The organism is Microbacterium sp. F1-18, assembly GCF_052921305.1.
Map to the genome: position 1 here is coordinate 23,757 of NZ_JBREVD010000005.1, position 14,126 is coordinate 37,882.

General features: G+C 72.7%; 18 protein-coding genes. 1 reads left to right on the forward strand and 17 read right to left on the reverse strand.

Features of this window, described 5'->3' with window-relative positions:
• Positions 1-39: 39 nt before the first annotated feature.
• Genes ACU6RU_RS13655 through ACU6RU_RS13665 form a run of 3 tightly spaced genes read right to left on the reverse strand, consistent with a single transcriptional unit; the run spans position 40 to position 1,915 of the window.
• Positions 40-849, reverse strand: coding sequence for an OmpA/MotB family protein (locus ACU6RU_RS13655; RefSeq protein ID WP_289330425.1), 810 nt, complete (start codon positions 847-849; stop codon positions 40-42).
• On the reverse strand, positions 846-1,649 hold the full coding sequence (locus tag ACU6RU_RS13660) for a motility protein A (protein ID WP_120264039.1): 804 nt from the start codon (positions 1,647-1,649) through the stop codon (positions 846-848). Before ACU6RU_RS13660 ends, ACU6RU_RS13655 begins: the two co-directional genes overlap by 4 nt.
• The gene (locus tag ACU6RU_RS13665; protein ID WP_120264040.1) at positions 1,649-1,915 is read right to left on the reverse strand and encodes a flagellar FlbD family protein; all 267 of its coding nucleotides are present in this window, start codon (positions 1,913-1,915) and stop codon (positions 1,649-1,651) included. Before ACU6RU_RS13665 ends, ACU6RU_RS13660 begins: the two co-directional genes overlap by 1 nt.
• Positions 1,916-2,020: 105 nt before the next feature.
• Between ACU6RU_RS13665 and ACU6RU_RS13670 the strand changes: the two genes are divergently transcribed.
• Positions 2,021-2,638, forward strand: a complete 618-nt coding sequence (locus ACU6RU_RS13670) for a hypothetical protein (protein WP_446726813.1) — start codon at positions 2,021-2,023, stop codon at positions 2,636-2,638.
• A 102-nt stretch (positions 2,639-2,740) separates the two neighbouring features.
• On the opposite strand, the gene ACU6RU_RS13675 is transcribed toward ACU6RU_RS13670, so the two are convergent.
• The 14 genes from ACU6RU_RS13675 to fliD all read right to left on the reverse strand — a co-directional run bounded on the left by ACU6RU_RS13675 (position 2,741) and on the right by fliD (position 14,069).
• The gene (locus tag ACU6RU_RS13675) at positions 2,741-3,901 is read right to left on the reverse strand and encodes a flagellar hook protein FlgE (protein ID WP_120264042.1); all 1,161 of its coding nucleotides are present in this window, start codon (positions 3,899-3,901) and stop codon (positions 2,741-2,743) included.
• A gap of 87 nt (positions 3,902-3,988) precedes the next feature.
• Positions 3,989-4,435, reverse strand: a complete 447-nt coding sequence (locus ACU6RU_RS13680; protein ID WP_446726814.1) for a flagellar hook assembly protein FlgD — start codon at positions 4,433-4,435, stop codon at positions 3,989-3,991.
• 13 nt (positions 4,436-4,448) lie between these two features.
• Positions 4,449-5,909 carry a flagellar hook-length control protein FliK gene (locus ACU6RU_RS13685; RefSeq protein WP_446726815.1) on the reverse strand — a complete coding sequence of 487 codons (1,461 nt, stop codon included), beginning with the start codon at positions 5,907-5,909 and terminating at the stop codon, positions 4,449-4,451.
• Entirely contained in the window at positions 5,906-6,355 is a 450-nt protein-coding gene (locus tag ACU6RU_RS13690; protein ID WP_446726816.1) for a hypothetical protein, read from the reverse strand. The genes ACU6RU_RS13685 and ACU6RU_RS13690 overlap by 4 nt, the downstream gene beginning before the upstream one ends.
• The gene (locus ACU6RU_RS13695; protein WP_446726817.1) at positions 6,352-7,686 is read right to left on the reverse strand and encodes a FliI/YscN family ATPase; all 1,335 of its coding nucleotides are present in this window, start codon (positions 7,684-7,686) and stop codon (positions 6,352-6,354) included. The genes ACU6RU_RS13690 and ACU6RU_RS13695 overlap by 4 nt, the downstream gene beginning before the upstream one ends.
• A complete protein-coding gene (locus tag ACU6RU_RS13700) occupies positions 7,683-8,300 on the reverse strand; it encodes a FliH/SctL family protein (protein ID WP_289330418.1) in 618 nt (205 codons plus the stop codon). Before ACU6RU_RS13700 ends, ACU6RU_RS13695 begins: the two co-directional genes overlap by 4 nt.
• A complete protein-coding gene (gene fliG / locus ACU6RU_RS13705; protein WP_120264048.1) occupies positions 8,290-9,291 on the reverse strand; it encodes a flagellar motor switch protein FliG in 1,002 nt (333 codons plus the stop codon). The genes ACU6RU_RS13700 and fliG overlap by 11 nt, the downstream gene beginning before the upstream one ends.
• Positions 9,288-10,913 carry a flagellar basal-body MS-ring/collar protein FliF gene (fliF, locus tag ACU6RU_RS13710; RefSeq protein ID WP_289330417.1) on the reverse strand — a complete coding sequence of 542 codons (1,626 nt, stop codon included), beginning with the start codon at positions 10,911-10,913 and terminating at the stop codon, positions 9,288-9,290. Before fliF ends, fliG begins: the two co-directional genes overlap by 4 nt.
• Positions 10,913-11,218: a flagellar hook-basal body complex protein FliE gene (gene fliE, locus ACU6RU_RS13715; RefSeq protein WP_120264050.1), complete on the reverse strand. Its 306-nt coding sequence runs from the start codon at positions 11,216-11,218 to the stop codon at positions 10,913-10,915. Before fliE ends, fliF begins: the two co-directional genes overlap by 1 nt.
• On the reverse strand, positions 11,218-11,610 hold the full coding sequence (locus tag ACU6RU_RS13720; RefSeq protein ID WP_289330416.1) for a flagellar basal body rod protein FlgC: 393 nt from the start codon (positions 11,608-11,610) through the stop codon (positions 11,218-11,220). Before ACU6RU_RS13720 ends, fliE begins: the two co-directional genes overlap by 1 nt.
• On the reverse strand, positions 11,607-11,948 hold the full coding sequence (locus tag ACU6RU_RS13725) for a flagellar basal body rod protein FlgB (RefSeq protein WP_289330415.1): 342 nt from the start codon (positions 11,946-11,948) through the stop codon (positions 11,607-11,609). Before ACU6RU_RS13725 ends, ACU6RU_RS13720 begins: the two co-directional genes overlap by 4 nt.
• Before the next feature lie 110 nt (positions 11,949-12,058).
• A complete protein-coding gene (locus ACU6RU_RS13730) occupies positions 12,059-12,319 on the reverse strand; it encodes a hypothetical protein (RefSeq protein WP_289330414.1) in 261 nt (86 codons plus the stop codon).
• Complete coding sequence (fliS, locus tag ACU6RU_RS13735; RefSeq protein WP_446726818.1) at positions 12,316-12,693, reverse strand: flagellar export chaperone FliS; 378 nt, start codon at positions 12,691-12,693, stop codon at positions 12,316-12,318. The genes ACU6RU_RS13730 and fliS overlap by 4 nt, the downstream gene beginning before the upstream one ends.
• Entirely contained in the window at positions 12,690-14,069 is a 1,380-nt protein-coding gene (gene fliD / locus ACU6RU_RS13740) for a flagellar filament capping protein FliD (protein ID WP_446726819.1), read from the reverse strand. The genes fliS and fliD overlap by 4 nt, the downstream gene beginning before the upstream one ends.
• Positions 14,070-14,126 lie beyond the last annotated feature (57 nt).

A 14,126-nucleotide genomic window follows, 5' to 3' on the forward strand; every position in this document is an offset into this window, starting at 1 on the left:
CCAGGTGAGCGCTGGCCAGCGCGGCGGCGCGGCGCGGGGTCAGCCGTCGGCGGCGGCGAGGCCGGCGAGCTCGCCGCGCACCTGGGCGTCGGCATCCGAGAGCACGACGAGGTCGACGCGGCGGTTCTGGGCGAGGGCCTCCGCGCTCGACCCCTCCGCGAGGGGCCGTGACGACCCGAAGCCCACCGAGCTGATGCGCTCGCGGGCCACGCCGCGCGCGTCGACGAGGTAGCCGAGCACGCCGTTGGCCCGCGCGGTCGAGAGCTCCCAGTTGTCTACGAAGGGCGCGATGGCGGGTCGGGCGTCGGCGTGACCCTCGACCGAGATGAGGTGCGTGTCGGCGGCGAGAACGGCTCCCGCGGCGTCGAGCACGGCCCGGGCGCGATCGCTCAGGTCGGTGCTGTTGGTGTCGAAGAACGTCTCGGCGCTCACGAGACCGATCGTGAGACCCCGGTCGTCGATCGTGAAGGTCGCGGCGTCGCCCAGGCCCTGCTCGGCGAGAGCACCCTCGAGTCGTGAGCGCAGGTCGTCGAGCGAGCTGTACTCCTGCTCGGCCGGCGTCGGCCCGGTCGGCGTCTCGACGAACCCCTCGCCCTCTTCGTCGATGAGCTCGGGCGGCACGACGACACCCTCCGAGACGTCACGGGTCTCGGAGATCTCCGAACCGAACCCCGTCGCGAGCGAGGCGCGCAGCTGCTCGAACTTCTCCTGGTCGACGTTGGACATCGCGAACATGACGATGAACATGCACATCATCACGGTGATCATGTCGAGGTACGACGCCATCCAGCGCTCGTCGGGGCCCTCGTGCGAGGACTCCATGACGCGGCGGCGACGCGGCGCGCTCATACCCCGGCGTCCGCGGGCTCGTCGGCCGTCGCCTTCGCGCGACCGCGGCCCGGCTTGGTCTCGGGGGCGAGGGCGCGCAAGCGCTCGGCGACGAGCATCGGGGGATTGCCCGCTTGGACGGCGAGCATGCCCTCGGTCACGAGCGTCATGCGGTCGACCTCGATCTCGGCGAGGCGCTGCAGGCGGGTGCCGATCGGCAGCCAGATGAAGTTCGCTGACAGCAGGCCCCACAGGGTGGCGACGAAGGCCGCCGCGATGAGGGGGCCGAGCTGGTCGGGCTTGTCGAGGTACTCGAGCACGTGGGTGAGCGAGACGACCGTTCCCACGATGCCGACCGTCGGGGCGTACCCGCCCAGAGCGGAGTAGAACCGCGAGGCCGTGCGGCGCTCCGCGGCGACGGTGGCGACGCGGTCTTCGAGGACGACGCGGAGGTCTTCGGCATCCGTGCCGTCCGCGATGCTCTGGAGGGCGTGGCGCAGCAGCGGGTCCTTCTCGTCCGCCACCGCGCTCTCGAGCGCGAGCAGGCCCTCGGCGCGCGCCTTCTCGGCATAACCGACGACGGTGTCGATGAGCGCCTCGGTGGAGCCCTTGATGCCGACGAACGCTCGCGGCAGCGCGCGCACGGCGCCCGCGGCATCGCGCAGCGTGCCTCCGGCGATCCCGATCGCGATCGTCGCTCCGAACACCAGCACCATCGGCGCCGGCAGCAGCAGGGCGTTGAGGCTCGCCCCCTCGAGCTGGATCATCGCCCACAGGCCGCCGAAGGCCAGCAGGATGCCGATGAGCAGTGACGGATCCATCAGCGCTCGCCCCCCGTGACCGGGGAGGCCGACCCGGAGGCCGAACCGGATGCCGACCCGGAGGCCGCGGCATGGCCGAGCGCCGTCGCGAGCACGCGGGCGCGGAAATCGACGATGCTCTGGATGACGGCATCCATCGTCTCGGCGACGACGAACGTCGCCCCGTCGACCAGTGTCAGCGTCGTATCCGGGCTCGCCTGGATGCGTTCGACGAGGTCGGGGTTCACGGCGAACCGGTGGCGGTTCAGTCGTGTCAGAACGATCATGTCGCCCTTCTCGTCGGTCGGCGCGTGGGGGATCGGGGTCGTCGCGGGTACGGCGGCTCCGAGAGGACTGTCGGCAGGACGCGGCGGTCGGTTAGCGTTGCGCTCGTGTCAGCGTCGTCACCGCAGCCCTCGTTCTTCCGACCCGTCGCACCGCGGGACATCCCCGACGACGATCATCCGGCGCTCGACATGCCGCCATGGATGGGCCCGCCGTGGCACGTCGCGCCCGCGATCGTGGCGCTCGACCGGGAGGTGGGTCGCTCGTCCGACACGGTGGTGTCGCTCGTCCTCGCGCGGGTGTACCGAGAGGGCATGGCGGTGCGTGTCGCCGAGACCGGTCGGCTCGCGCGGCAGCGGATCTGGGGATACCTCGACCGCGCCCACGGCCGGGGTCAGCTCGACGAGCGGTTCGATCCGACGGGCCTGCGCTGGGGAGTCCGCTTCGCCGACGGGCGCACCGTCACGACGCAGGACGATTCGCCGTGGGCGCGGGGCGACGTGACCGATACGCAGGTCGAGGGGCCGGTGCTCGAGGGACTCGCCCGCCCGCAGGGCTACGCCGACAGCTGGGAGCGCGAGTTCTGGGTCTGGCCGACGCCCCCCGGCGCGACGTTCGAGGTCGGAGTCGAGTGGACCGCCCGGGGTATACCCGAGACGGTCACCGAGCTCGATGCGGAGGCGCTCGACGCGGCATCAGCGCGAGCGCGCCCGCTGTGGCTTTGACCGGCCGCGCGCGCAACTCCTCAGAGACCGTCGCAGCCGGCGCCGCCTGCGGGTCATGCGGGCGAACCAGCGGGGATTCTGAGGAGTTGCGTTCCGCGGCGATCAGCGCTTGAGGTTGGTCAGCTCCTGCAGCACCTCGTCGCTCGTGGTGATGATGCGGGCGTTCGCCTGGAATCCGCGCTGCGCGACGATCAGGTTCGTGAACTCCTGCGAGAGGTCGACGTTCGACATCTCCAGCGCCCCGCTGACGAGCCCGCCGCGATCATCGGTGCCCGCGGTGCCGACCGCGGCCGCGCCCGAGTTCGCTCCGGCGCGATACTGCGACGAGCCGGCCTTCTCGAGCCCCTCGGGGTTGTCGAACGATGCGAGCGCGATCTGCGCGAGCACCGAGGTCGCCCCGTTGCTGAACGCGCCGACGAGGCTGCCGTCGGCCGACAGGGTGTACGAGACGAGGCTGCCGGGCGCGCGACCGTCCTGCCCGCCGAGCTTGACGGTGCTGAGGTCGGCGTAACCGGTGATGGCCGAGAGGTCTACGGCGACACCCCCCGAGGTGATGGTGGCGGGCGTCGTGGTCAGGCGTCCGTCGGTGAAGGCGAGCTGCGTCGTCGCGGCGCCGTCGGTGACATCCCAGCCGCCCGCGGTGCGCGTGAAGGTCAGCGCGAGCTGCCGCGATTCGCCCTGCGCGTCGTACACGGTCACATCGCGCACGAGCTTCTCGCCGACGGCGGCGCCGGAGGGCAGGTTGCCGGTGACGCTGGCGTTCTCGGTGCGCCGCCCGGGCGAGGTCGCGCCGACGGGGAGGGCGATGTTGCCGACCGGCCCGCCCGTCGGCACGACGCCGTCGACGGCGGTCCAGCCCTGGACCAGCGCGCCGTCCTTGGTGGTCAGGCGACCGGCGGAGTCGAAGCCGAACGAGCCGTTGCGCGTGTAGAGCGTCTCGGCACCGTTGCGCACGACGAAGAAGCCGTCGCCGGCGATCATGAGGTCGGTGGGCACGCCGGTGGCCTGCTGCGATCCCTGCGTGAAGTTCGTGCGGACGGCCGCGACCTGGGTGCCCAGGCCCACCTGGGCGGCGTTCGTGCCGCCGGCGCCGGCCTGCGCCGCGCGGGAGTTCTGCACGATCTGCGAGAGCGTGTCTTGGAATTGCACCGACCCCGCCTTGAACCCGACGGTGTTGACGTTGGCGATGTTGTTGCCCGTCACATCGAGCATGGTCTGGTGCGAGCGGAGGCCGGAGATGCCGGCGTAGAGCGAGCGGAGCATGGTGTGTCCTTCGGTGAGGGGGCTGACGTGTTCGGTGGGGCTGGCGGGGTGCGCGGATGCGCGCGGGCGAGGCGTCGCGGGGGTGATTCAGGATGCGGATGCCGCGGGCGCCGCGGCATCCGACACGGAGATCCCCGACACGACGTCGAGGGGCACGGCGGTGCCGCCGATCGTGACGAGCGGGACGCCTTTCTCGAACGACACCTGGGTCACGCGACCGCTGCGGGTCGTGCCGTCCGCGTCGACGTACGAGGCCTGCTGACCGACGAGCGCGGCGGCGGTCTGGCGCATGGTGAGGGCGAAGTGCTCTGACGAGGTGGTGGTGAGCGCGACGAGCTGCTCCATCATCGCGAGCTGCGTCGTCTGCGCCATCATCTCGTTGGTGTCGAGCGGCGAGCTCGGGTCCTGGTTCTTCATCTGCGCGACGAGCAGTTGCAGGAAGACCTCCGAGTCGAGCGTCTGCTTCGGGGCGGCGGGGGGAGGGGATGCCGTGGGCGTGGCGCCCACGACGCCGACGGGCGGAATGCTGCTCATGGGATTCTCCGATTCAGGCGTAGAGGTCGATGCGGCCGGCCTCGAGAGGCGCGGGGCGGTGGGGCCCGGCGATGCCGGTGTCGTCGGGGTCGGACGCACGACCGGTGTGCTCGTTGCCGTGCACGCCGGGGGTCTGCGGGGATGCTCCGCCGGACGAGCCGCCTCCGGATGTCTGCGCGCCGAAACCGCCCGGACCGCTCGGCGTCGCCTGGTGGCCGACGGCCGGCGCCGACGACGGCGTCCGCGACGGATCGTCGCCCGCGGCGAGGCTGACGGACGAGAAGGGTGCGAGCGCGGCGAGATCGCGCCGCAGCTCGCCCAGGAGCGCGCGGATCGCATCGTGCGCCGCCGGCGTGCCGGTGGCGAGCTCGACGGTGACGGCAGATCCGGAGATGTGCGCCGTGACGGTGATCGGTCCGAGGCTCTCGGGTGAGACGCGCAGCACCATGGTGTGACGTCCGGGCTCGGCGGTGACGAGTGACAGCACGGGCGCGCGCAGCTGCGGTGCGAGAGGCGGCGCGGCCGTCGGCGCGGGAGGTGCGGTCGGTGCGGGCGCGGACGCGGAGGATGGTGCGGGTCCGAGCGGCGCCGTCGTCGGTATCGGAGCAGCGGATGCCGCGGCTGCGCCCGCAGGAGCCGCAACCGTCGACGGCGAGGCCACGTCGATTCGCGTGGTCTGCGGGGCCTCGGACGCGCCGGGCTGAACGGCCACCCTGTCGGAGGCGAACGCGTCCGTGGCCTCGGGAGTGACGAACGGCCTCGGTGTCGCCGCAGACCCTGACGAGGGGGCGGGTCCCGCGGGCGCCAGGCGCATCTCCGCATCGACGCCGACTGTCGGCCCCGATCCCGCTGCAGCCGATCCTCCTGTTCCTGCCGTCGCCGCAGTGCTGCCCGTCGCCGCGACGGCGGTCTCTCCCGTCGCCGCTCCCGCCCGGTCGGCCTCGAGCTGCGAGACGTCGGAAGTCAGGATCCGGCGCGGGTCGGCAGCGACCCTGGAAGCATCCTCAGCGGTGGCCGTCGCCGCCACGACCCGGGCGACGGTGGCCGTCGCCCCTGCTTCTTCCGCGATCACGTCTCCGCTGACGGGACTCCCGCTGACGGTGTTCCCGCTGACGGCGTCTCCGACGACGGGGTTCCCGCTGATCGCACTCCCGACCACCGGATCGCCGGAGGCACCGGCATCCCCGACGCCGGCTGCATTCGAACCCGCCCGAGGCGCCGCGGGCGCGGCCATCGCCGCGAGTTCCCCGGTCGCCGCCTCGACCCCGGACCCGACCTCGGATCCGACCCCGGCGACATCCCGACCGACCCCGGAGGCGTCCTCGCCGCCCATCGGCGCCGTCGCGGTCTGTCCGGCGAGTACGAGCGCGAAGACATCCGCGGCCACCGCACCGTCGTCGCCGCCATCGTTCGGCCCGCCGCGAGGACGCGCGACCGCGACCGTCGCCCCGGGGGTGATTCCCCACAGATTCACGGCGTCTCCTCCGGTGCGTCCGGTGCCGGATAGTCGTCAGCCGTCGAGCGCAGCGCGATCTCGTCGAGCACGGCCTGCTCGGCGGCATCCCGTCTCGCGCGCTCTCGATCGTGGAATGCGTCGGCCAGCCGTTCGATGCCCTGCTCCGCGCGGCGGGCGTCGGTGAACCGGGCGCGCGCCGCGTCGACCTCGTCGCGCTGCGCGCTGCGGAGCGTGTCGAGGTCGGTCAGCAGGCTGCGGGCGGCCACACGACTGGCGGCGAGGGCCGCGAGGGTGCGGACGTCGCCCGGGGTGTCGGCCGACGTCGTCAGCGCTGCACGCAGCTGCCGGTCACGTGCCTCGGTGCGCTGCTGCTCCATCGCCGCGCGCGAGAGGTGCGCTGCGGCGGCGCGCTGCTGGATGCCGCGGATGCGCAGCAGTCCGGCCAGGGGGAAGCCGCGCTTCATGAGACGTCTCCGAACGATGCGACGAGTTCGCCGAGCCGGCGCCACGACTCGCCCGCGGGGGAGCGGTCGTCGAGATCCTGGCGGAGGAAGGCGTCGATCGCGCGCGCGGACGCCACGGCGGCATCGACCCGCGGGTTCGCTCCCGACTGGTACGCGCCGACACCGATGAGGTCTTGCGCCTCTTGGCGCGCGGCGAGCACCGACCGCAGCGTCGTCGCGAGGCGGCGCTGCTCACCGGTCGCGACCTTGCCGGCGAGCCGCGACACCGAGCCCAGGACGTCGATCGCCGGGTGATGGCCGGTGACGGCGAGCGTCCGATCGAGCACGAGGTGCCCGTCGAGGATCGACCGCACGGTGTCGGCGACGGGTTCGTTGTGGTCGTCTCCCTCGACGAGCACCGTGTAGATGCCCGTGATCGACCCGCGGCGATCGGTGCCGGCGCGTTCGAGCAGACGCGCGAGCACGGGAAAGGTGGAGGGCGGGTAGCCGCGCGTCGCGGGCGGTTCGCCGGCGGCGAGTCCGATCTCGCGCTGGGCCATGGCGACTCGGGTGAGCGAGTCCATCATGAGGACCACGTGCTGCCCCTCGTCGCGGAACGACTCGGCGATGCGTGTCGCGGTGGACGCGGCCCGCAGCCGCGCCATGGCCGGCTGATCGGATGTCGAGACGACGACGACCGAGCGGGCGAGACCGTCGGGGCCGAGGTCGTCTTCGAGGAACTCCCGCACCTCTCGCCCGCGCTCGCCGACGAGGGCGATGACGTTGGCTGTGGCCGACGACCCGCGCGCGATCATCGACAGCAGCGACGATTTGCCGACACCCGACCCGGCGAACAGGCCCACGCGCTGGCCGCGGCCGAGGGGGGTGAGCGTGTCGATCGCGCGGACCCCGGTGATGAGCGGGTCGGTGATGCGTTCGCGCCCCATCGCAGAGGGAGGCGCATGGTCGAGGTCGACGCGCGGGGCGACGAGGGGGCCGCGCCCGTCGATGGGGCGACCCAGGCCGTCGAGCACGCGCCCGAGCGCAGCGGGTCCGACCGGCACTCGGGCACGGCCGGCGAGGGCGCGGACCGGGTCGCCGACCCGCAGCCCGTCGGTGACTCCGAGCGGCATGCAGCGCAGGACGCCGCGGTCGGCGGCGACGACCTCCGCGGGTATGCCGGGGGTCCCACCGCCGATGGCCCCACCGCCGGTCTGCCCGCCGAGCTCGACGAGATCGCCCACCGCCCCGTGCACGCCGCGGATGTCGACACCGAGCCCGACGATCCGCGAGACCGCGCCGGTCCGGATCGGTCTCACCGCCTCGATGACCGCCGGCCAGCCCCCCCTCACGCGCGCTCCTCGAGGGCACGGCGGGCCCGCGCGAACGCTGCTGCGATCCGCAGATCGATCGCACCGTCGGCGAGCCGGATCGTCGCGTCGCCGGGCGCCAGGTCGGGGTCGACCTCGAACGCCACCGATCGCGGCAGCGTCTCGGCGAGGGCAGAGGTGACGACGTCCGCGTCGGCAGGGTTGAGTCGCACCACGCGCACTTCCGGAGCCTCGACGTCAGCCACAGCGTTCTCGATCCGAGCCGCGGTCGTGAGCGCCGAGCGCACGGAATCCGAGAGTTCGCGCTCGACGATCGCCTGCGCCAGCTCGATCGCCATCGCGTGCAGGTCCGCGACCGCCGGGGCGGTCAGTTCCGCCGCGCGGGCGTCGAACCGGTCGGATGCGCGCTCGACCGCAGCGATGGCGGCGGCCACGCGTGCGCGCTCGGACGCGGTCGCGGCAGCCTCGCGCGCGTCGCGTTCGGCGGCTTCCCGCGCGGCGTGAGCCGCGGCCAGCCGCATCCCCTCGGCGTACCCGGCAGCGTGACCGCGGGCGCGGGCCCGGTCGCGTTCGTCGGTGAGCGACGGCCCCGACAGTCGAGGGATCTCGAGGCGGGTGAAGGCGTCAGACGACATACTCCTCCTCGACCCGCTGCACCCGGATGTCGCCGGCGGCCTCGAGCTCGCGGATGGTCCGGACGATCGCCGCGCGGGCCTCCTCGACCTGCGAGACGCGCACGGTGCCGAGCAGGCGCGACTCCTCTTGCAGCGCCTCGCGGTTGCGTTCGGTCATGTTGCGGAGGATGACGTCTGCGACGGGACCCGACGAGCCCTTCAGCGCGAGGGCGAGCACGCGCACGTCGATGCCGCGCAGAACGCGCTGCGCGTCACGGTCGTCGAGCACGACGATGTCGGCGAAGGTGAACATGCGCGAGCGGATGTCTTCGGCCAAAGCGCTGTCGCGCGCCTCGATGCTCGCGAGCAGCGCCTTCTCGACGGTCGCATCCGACCGGTTGATGATGTCGACCAGGGGCTGCACGCCGCCGAGGGTCTCGCGGGCATCGCGTGTGGTCAGCGCTCCCGAGCGCGCGCGCAGCGCGGTTGCGACGACTGCGACGGCATCCTGCGACGCGGTCCCCATCGTCGCGATCGCCTGGGCGACGTCGGTGCGGGCCGGGTCGGTGATCTCGGCCAGGACGGCCGCCGCGCGCTCCACGGGCAGATGCGCGATGACGAGCGCGACGGTCTGGGGAAGCTCGCCGTCGAGGATGCTCGCGACCTGGGCCGGTTCGACGGCGGTGAGGAACTCGAACGACGAGCTCGTCATCGACGACGACACCTTCGTCAGCACCCCCGCGGCGCGTTCGGGACCGAGCGAGGCCTCGAGCAGACCCGTGGCCAGGTCGCGTCCGCCGCGGACGGGCGGCAGGTGTCCCCGAACGACCCGTTGGAAATCGGTGAGCGCATCGCGCGTGGTCTCGAGGTCGAGGTCGCGCAGCCGGATGATCTCCGCCGCGATCGCCTCGGCCTCGTCGTCGGAGAGGTGCTTGAGCACCTCGACGGCCTGCGCCCGGTCGAGGTTCATGATGACCACGGCCGCCGTCTGGGTTCCGGTGAGTTCGCTCATGCGTCGGTCGAGTCCCGGACGAGCCGGCGCAGCAGGTCGGCGGTGCGGGCGGGGTCGCGGCGGGCGAAGTCGCCGATCTCGGCGCGACGGCGGTCGAGCGCGACCTGTACGGGCTCCGGGTCGGGTTCGGGCTCCGGGTCGACCGCCATCGCGGGCAGCGGCACCGTGGGCGCCTCGTCGAGGAGCGGGGTCGCGAGGCCGCGGGTGAGCGCGTCGAATCGGTCGAGCGGCTCGTCGACAGGGGTCAGAGTCAGCACCGACTCGTCCTCGGCGGCCGCGCGACGGCGGCGGACGATGACGATACCGGCGATCGTCGCTCCGATGAGCCCGAGCACGACGACGGCGGCGACGATCGCGGTGCGGAGCGTCTCGGCGGAGCGTTCGGACTCCTCGGCCTCGCGAGCGGCGTCGAGAGCCGCCTGGGCGGCCGCGGCGCCCTGATCGCTGAACGCGACGAGCTCGACGGTCACCTGGTCGCCGCGGGCGCGGTCGATTCCGGCGGCCGACATCACGAGGGCTTCGAGCTGAGCGACGTCGACGACGTCGGTGCCGTCGGCGTTGACCGCGACGGCGACGGTCTGCCGCGCGACGGACCCCGCCGGGGTCGAGGTGCTCTCGACGGTCTTGTTCACGACGTTCGACCGGTTCGTCTGCGTCGACTCGTAGGTGCCGGCGCCGCCGACGCCCGCGGGCAGCTCCGCGCCCAGGACGCCGGTCTGACCACCCGTGCCCGTGTAGCTCTCGGTGCTCGATTCCTCGGTGGCCGGCAGGGCGCCCTCGACCGGCGTGTAGGTCTCGTCGACGCGCTCGGTCGCGGCCTGCTGCATCTCGGCGGCGACCGAGACGGTCGCGTTGCCGGTACCGAGCACGGTGTCGAGCATCTGCTGCACGCTCGCGGCCATGCGGGTCTCGTATGCCCCGGCCTGCTGGTCGGCGTTGCGCGTGGCATCGCCGCCGATCGCCGAGAGGGTGCGGCCGGCGGCGTCGACGACCGCGACGTTCTCGGGCTTCATCCCGCTCACGGCCGCCGAGGTCAGGTGAACGATGGCCTCGACCTGTTCGGGCGGCAAGGCGACCCCGCGGGACGTCTCGATGAACACGGACGCCGTGGGCTCGATCTTCTGCGAGACGAACACGCTCTCTTCGGGCAGGGCGAGCTGCACCGAGGCCGTCGTCACGTTCTCGAGAGCGCCGATCGTGCGGGCGAGCTCGCCTTCGATCGCACGCTTGTACGTGACCGACTGCTGGAACTCCGAGCTCGTCACGCCCATCTTGTCGAACAGCGAGTACCCCGATGACTCCGCGCTGGGCAGGCCGGCCGCCGCGGCCGCGAGGCGCTGCTCGTAGACGGCGGTCTCGGGCACGAGCACGGTCGAGCCCCCGTCGGTCAGCTCGTAGGGGATCGAGCCGGAGCGCAGCTGCTCGACGACAGCGCTGGCGTCGGAGGCCGACAGCCCCGAGAACAGCGGGGTGAGGGTCGGACGCGACATCCAGCTCGCCAGGGCGAACACACCCATCGCGAGCACCGCGATGCCGATGATCGCGATCGTGCGCTGGGCGAGGGTGAACCCGGCGATCGTCGCGCGCAGGCGGGTCCAGAGCGAGGTGACGGCGGCGGGCATCAGGCCTGCATCCGCATGATGTCGTTGAAGGCCTCGACGCCCTTGTTGCGTACGGCGGCGATGAGCTCGAGGGTCACCGAGGCGCGCGACGACGCGATCATCGCGGAGTGGATGTCGTCGAGGTCACCCGTGACGGCCGCGACGGCCAGCTCGTTCGACGTCGACTGCATCGCGCGCAGCTCGTCGACCGCGCCGGTGATGCTCGCGCCGAAGTCGGCGCCGCCGGTCTGCTGGGGTGCGCGGGTGCTCGAGGTGAGGGCGGATGCAGCCGCGCCCAGCGCGTCGATGCCCGACAGCGGCGGCATCAGCGGCGTCCGATCTGCAGGGCGGCCTCGTAGGTGGCCTTGGCGCGGTCGACGACCGCCGCGTTGGCCTGGTACCCGCGCTGCGCGAGGATCAGGTGGCTCATCTGCTCGCCGAGGTCGATGTCGGGGTAGCGGACGTAGCCGTCGGCGTCGGCGAGCGGGTTGTTCGGCTCGTGCACGAGCCGGCCCTCCGCGCCGCCCCACACGGCGCCGGCGACGCGAACGCCGCCCGGATCGCCGGCCGACTCGACCGCGATGTAGCGCTGGCGGAACGCGTCGTCGCCGGGCGCGACCGCGGTGTTGATGTTGGCGATGTTGTCGCTGAGGGCGTCGAGCCAGGTGCGGTGGGCCGTCAGGCCCGACCCGGCGATGCCGATGGCGTCGAAGGTCATGAGGTCCTCATCGCGGTCTGCATCGAGCTGAACGTGCCGCCGACGGCCTGCGCGGCGAACTGGTACCGCAGCACCGCCTCGATGTTGGCGAGGGTCTCGGTGTCGAGATTGACGTTGTTGCCGTTGAGGCGTGTGGCGGCGGTCGACTCGCGCACGGTCGCCGTCACGGCGCCGTCGCCGCGTTCGACCGAGCGGGCCAGGGCGTTCTCGAAGCTGACGACCTTGGCCCGGTAGCCGGAGGTGTTGACGTTCGCGATGTTGTCCGCGATGGCGCGCTGGCGCTCCGCGAGGCCCGAGAGGGCGCTCGTGAGCGCGGTGGTGGTCACAGATTCGAGCACGAAGGCGTCTTCCGTCGAACGATGTGGCCGATCCCTGGCCGATGGATGAGCGATCCGTGCTCAGCATCACCTATCGGCCGCCGCAGCGACGGCGTAAGCCGCGAGCGCGGTCAGCCGTCGAGGTCGAGGTAGACGGCGTCGGGATGCCGCTGCGGGATGCGGTCGATGGCGTCGAGGTGCCCGCGGACGGTGTCGAGCTCGGCGCGCAGCTGCCGCGACCGGTCGGCCTGCGCGCGCACGACCGCCCGCGCCCGGTCCTCGAGATGCGCGGGGAGCGGGCCGAGCCCGGGGGGCGGGTGCCACGGGAGGGCGCCGGCGGGGTCGCCCATCAGCTCCGCCTCGAGCCCGTCGAGCAGGTCGGCCCACGTCACGCGGGCATCGCCTCCGCCGCGCCGTGCCACGCTTCGCGCAGCGGCGCGATGAGGTCGCGGCATTCGCGGGTGCGCTCGGGGTCGCGCCCGATGTTCGCCCCGATGAGCGTGCGGGTGATGTAGTCGTACACCGTCCGGAGTGCCGCCGAGCCGCTCCAGCTGTCGTCGAGCGAGCCGGTCAGCTCGACGAGGATCCGCTGGGCGTGCTGCAGCTGCTCGTTGGCGGTCTGCCAGTCCGCGGCGCGCTGCGCCGCCTCGCCGCGCTCGACGTCGAGCAGCAGCCGGTCGAACAGGAGCGTGACCAGGCGCGACGGGCTGGCCGAGAGGATCGTCTCTTCGCGGTAGCGCTGTTGGGCGCGCAGGGCGGCGTTCATTTGTTGCCCGTTCCCGACATCGCCGACAGCTGCGACTCGAGGTACGACGATTGGGTCTGCAGCCTCGAGAGCATGGTCTCCATCGCGGCGTAGGTCCGCTCGAGGGTCGCGCGTCTCTGCTCGAGCCGGAGGTCCCAGCGCGTCAGCTGCTCGCCGAGCATCTTCACCTCGGACTCCTGTCCGGTGATGCGTGCCGTGAGCAGACCGTCGTACTTGTCGGAGTAGCGGTCTGCGACATCCTGCACCCGCGCGGCGACGCCGGCGAAGACCTGCTGCACCCCGGCCGGATCGTCCGCCAGCGCCTTCGTGAACGCCTCCTCGTCGAAGGTCAACGCGCCCCAGCGGTCGACGCTCAGCCCCATGGTCGAGGGAGCGACCCCGTCGAGCGGCAGCTGCACCGCACCGGTGAGAGCCTGGTGGAGGGCGCGCACGGTGCTGTCGCCGGTGAAGACGCCCAGTCGGGTCTGCTCGCCGGGCGTCGTGGCGGTGGTCGCGGTCGACCCGCGGGCGATCCCCGCGAGCAGCGTGCCGATCTGGGTGACGAAGGCCTTCGCGGCCGCGGCGCTGCCGTCGGCGTCCGCGGCGACGGTCACCGACACCGGGGTGGCCGATGCGCGGGTCACCGACACGTCGACGCCGGCGAACAGCGACGTGAAGGTGTTGCTCGCCGAGGTCACGGTCTGCTCCGCGGCGGTTCCGGCCCACAGCCGTACCTGCGCGTCCGTGCCGACCGTCACGATCGCCGATGCGGGTTCCGAGGCGAGATCGCTCGCTGTGCCGGCAGCGACCGCGGCGGCGTCGCCGCGGAACACCTGGAACGCGTTCTCCGCGCCCGTCTCGGTGGCGGTGATGTGCAGGCGCCACAGCGCCTGGCCGTCGGCGTCGACCCCCGCCGACACCGCGGACGCCGTGATGCCGGTGCCGGCTGCGCTCAGCGCGTGCGCGATGTCCGCGGCCGCACCCGACGTCGGTCGGACCTCGACGGGCTTGCCGTCGGTGCCGACCACCGTGAAGACGAGCGGGTCGTCCGCGGCGGAGCCGAACGGCCCCGTGACGATGCTGTGGGCCGTGGCGACGCGGTCGACGACGACGTCGGCCCGGAGGACCGGCGCCCCCGCGGATGCCGTCACCGTCAGGCTGTCGTCCGAACTCGTCGCCTTCCGCTGCAGCAGGGCCGTCGGGCCGGCGGCATCCTTCGCCTTCGTCGCCAGCGACTGCAGCGACGCGTTCAGCGCCTGCAGCTGCGCGATGACGGCCTTGCGGTCGTCGGACTTGGCGCTGAGGATCGTGCGCGGCAGGCGCTCGACGTTCATGAGCGCGTCGATGATCGCCTTGGTGTCGAGTTTCGAGGCGAGGCCGTCGATCGAGATCGCCATCTGCCCGTCCTGTCGTTCATCCGTGCGGCCGCGTGCGCGCCGTCCGTTCGCTCTATC

Coding starts and splice junctions, on each gene's coding strand:
- ACU6RU_RS13655 (WP_289330425.1), bottom strand. CDS start 849: ATGAGCGCGCCGCGTCGCCGCCGCGTCATGGAGTCCTCGCACGAGGGC.
- ACU6RU_RS13660 (WP_120264039.1), bottom strand. CDS start 1,649: ATGGATCCGTCACTGCTCATCGGCATCCTGCTGGCCTTCGGCGGCCTG.
- ACU6RU_RS13665 (WP_120264040.1), bottom strand. CDS start 1,915: ATGATCGTTCTGACACGACTGAACCGCCACCGGTTCGCCGTGAACCCC.
- ACU6RU_RS13675 (WP_120264042.1), bottom strand. CDS start 3,901: ATGCTCCGCTCGCTCTACGCCGGCATCTCCGGCCTCCGCTCGCACCAG.
- ACU6RU_RS13680 (WP_446726814.1), bottom strand. CDS start 4,435: ATGAGCAGCATTCCGCCCGTCGGCGTCGTGGGCGCCACGCCCACGGCA.
- ACU6RU_RS13690 (WP_446726816.1), bottom strand. CDS start 6,355: ATGAAGCGCGGCTTCCCCCTGGCCGGACTGCTGCGCATCCGCGGCATC.
- ACU6RU_RS13700 (WP_289330418.1), bottom strand. CDS start 8,300: ATGTCGTCTGACGCCTTCACCCGCCTCGAGATCCCTCGACTGTCGGGG.
- fliG (WP_120264048.1), bottom strand. CDS start 9,291: ATGAGCGAACTCACCGGAACCCAGACGGCGGCCGTGGTCATCATGAAC.
- fliF (WP_289330417.1), bottom strand. CDS start 10,913: ATGCCCGCCGCCGTCACCTCGCTCTGGACCCGCCTGCGCGCGACGATC.
- fliE (WP_120264050.1), bottom strand. CDS start 11,218: ATGCCGCCGCTGTCGGGCATCGACGCGCTGGGCGCGGCTGCATCCGCC.
- ACU6RU_RS13720 (WP_289330416.1), bottom strand. CDS start 11,610: ATGACCTTCGACGCCATCGGCATCGCCGGGTCGGGCCTGACGGCCCAC.
- fliS (WP_446726818.1), bottom strand. CDS start 12,693: ATGAACGCCGCCCTGCGCGCCCAACAGCGCTACCGCGAAGAGACGATC.
- fliD (WP_446726819.1), bottom strand. CDS start 14,069: ATGGCGATCTCGATCGACGGCCTCGCCTCGAAACTCGACACCAAGGCG.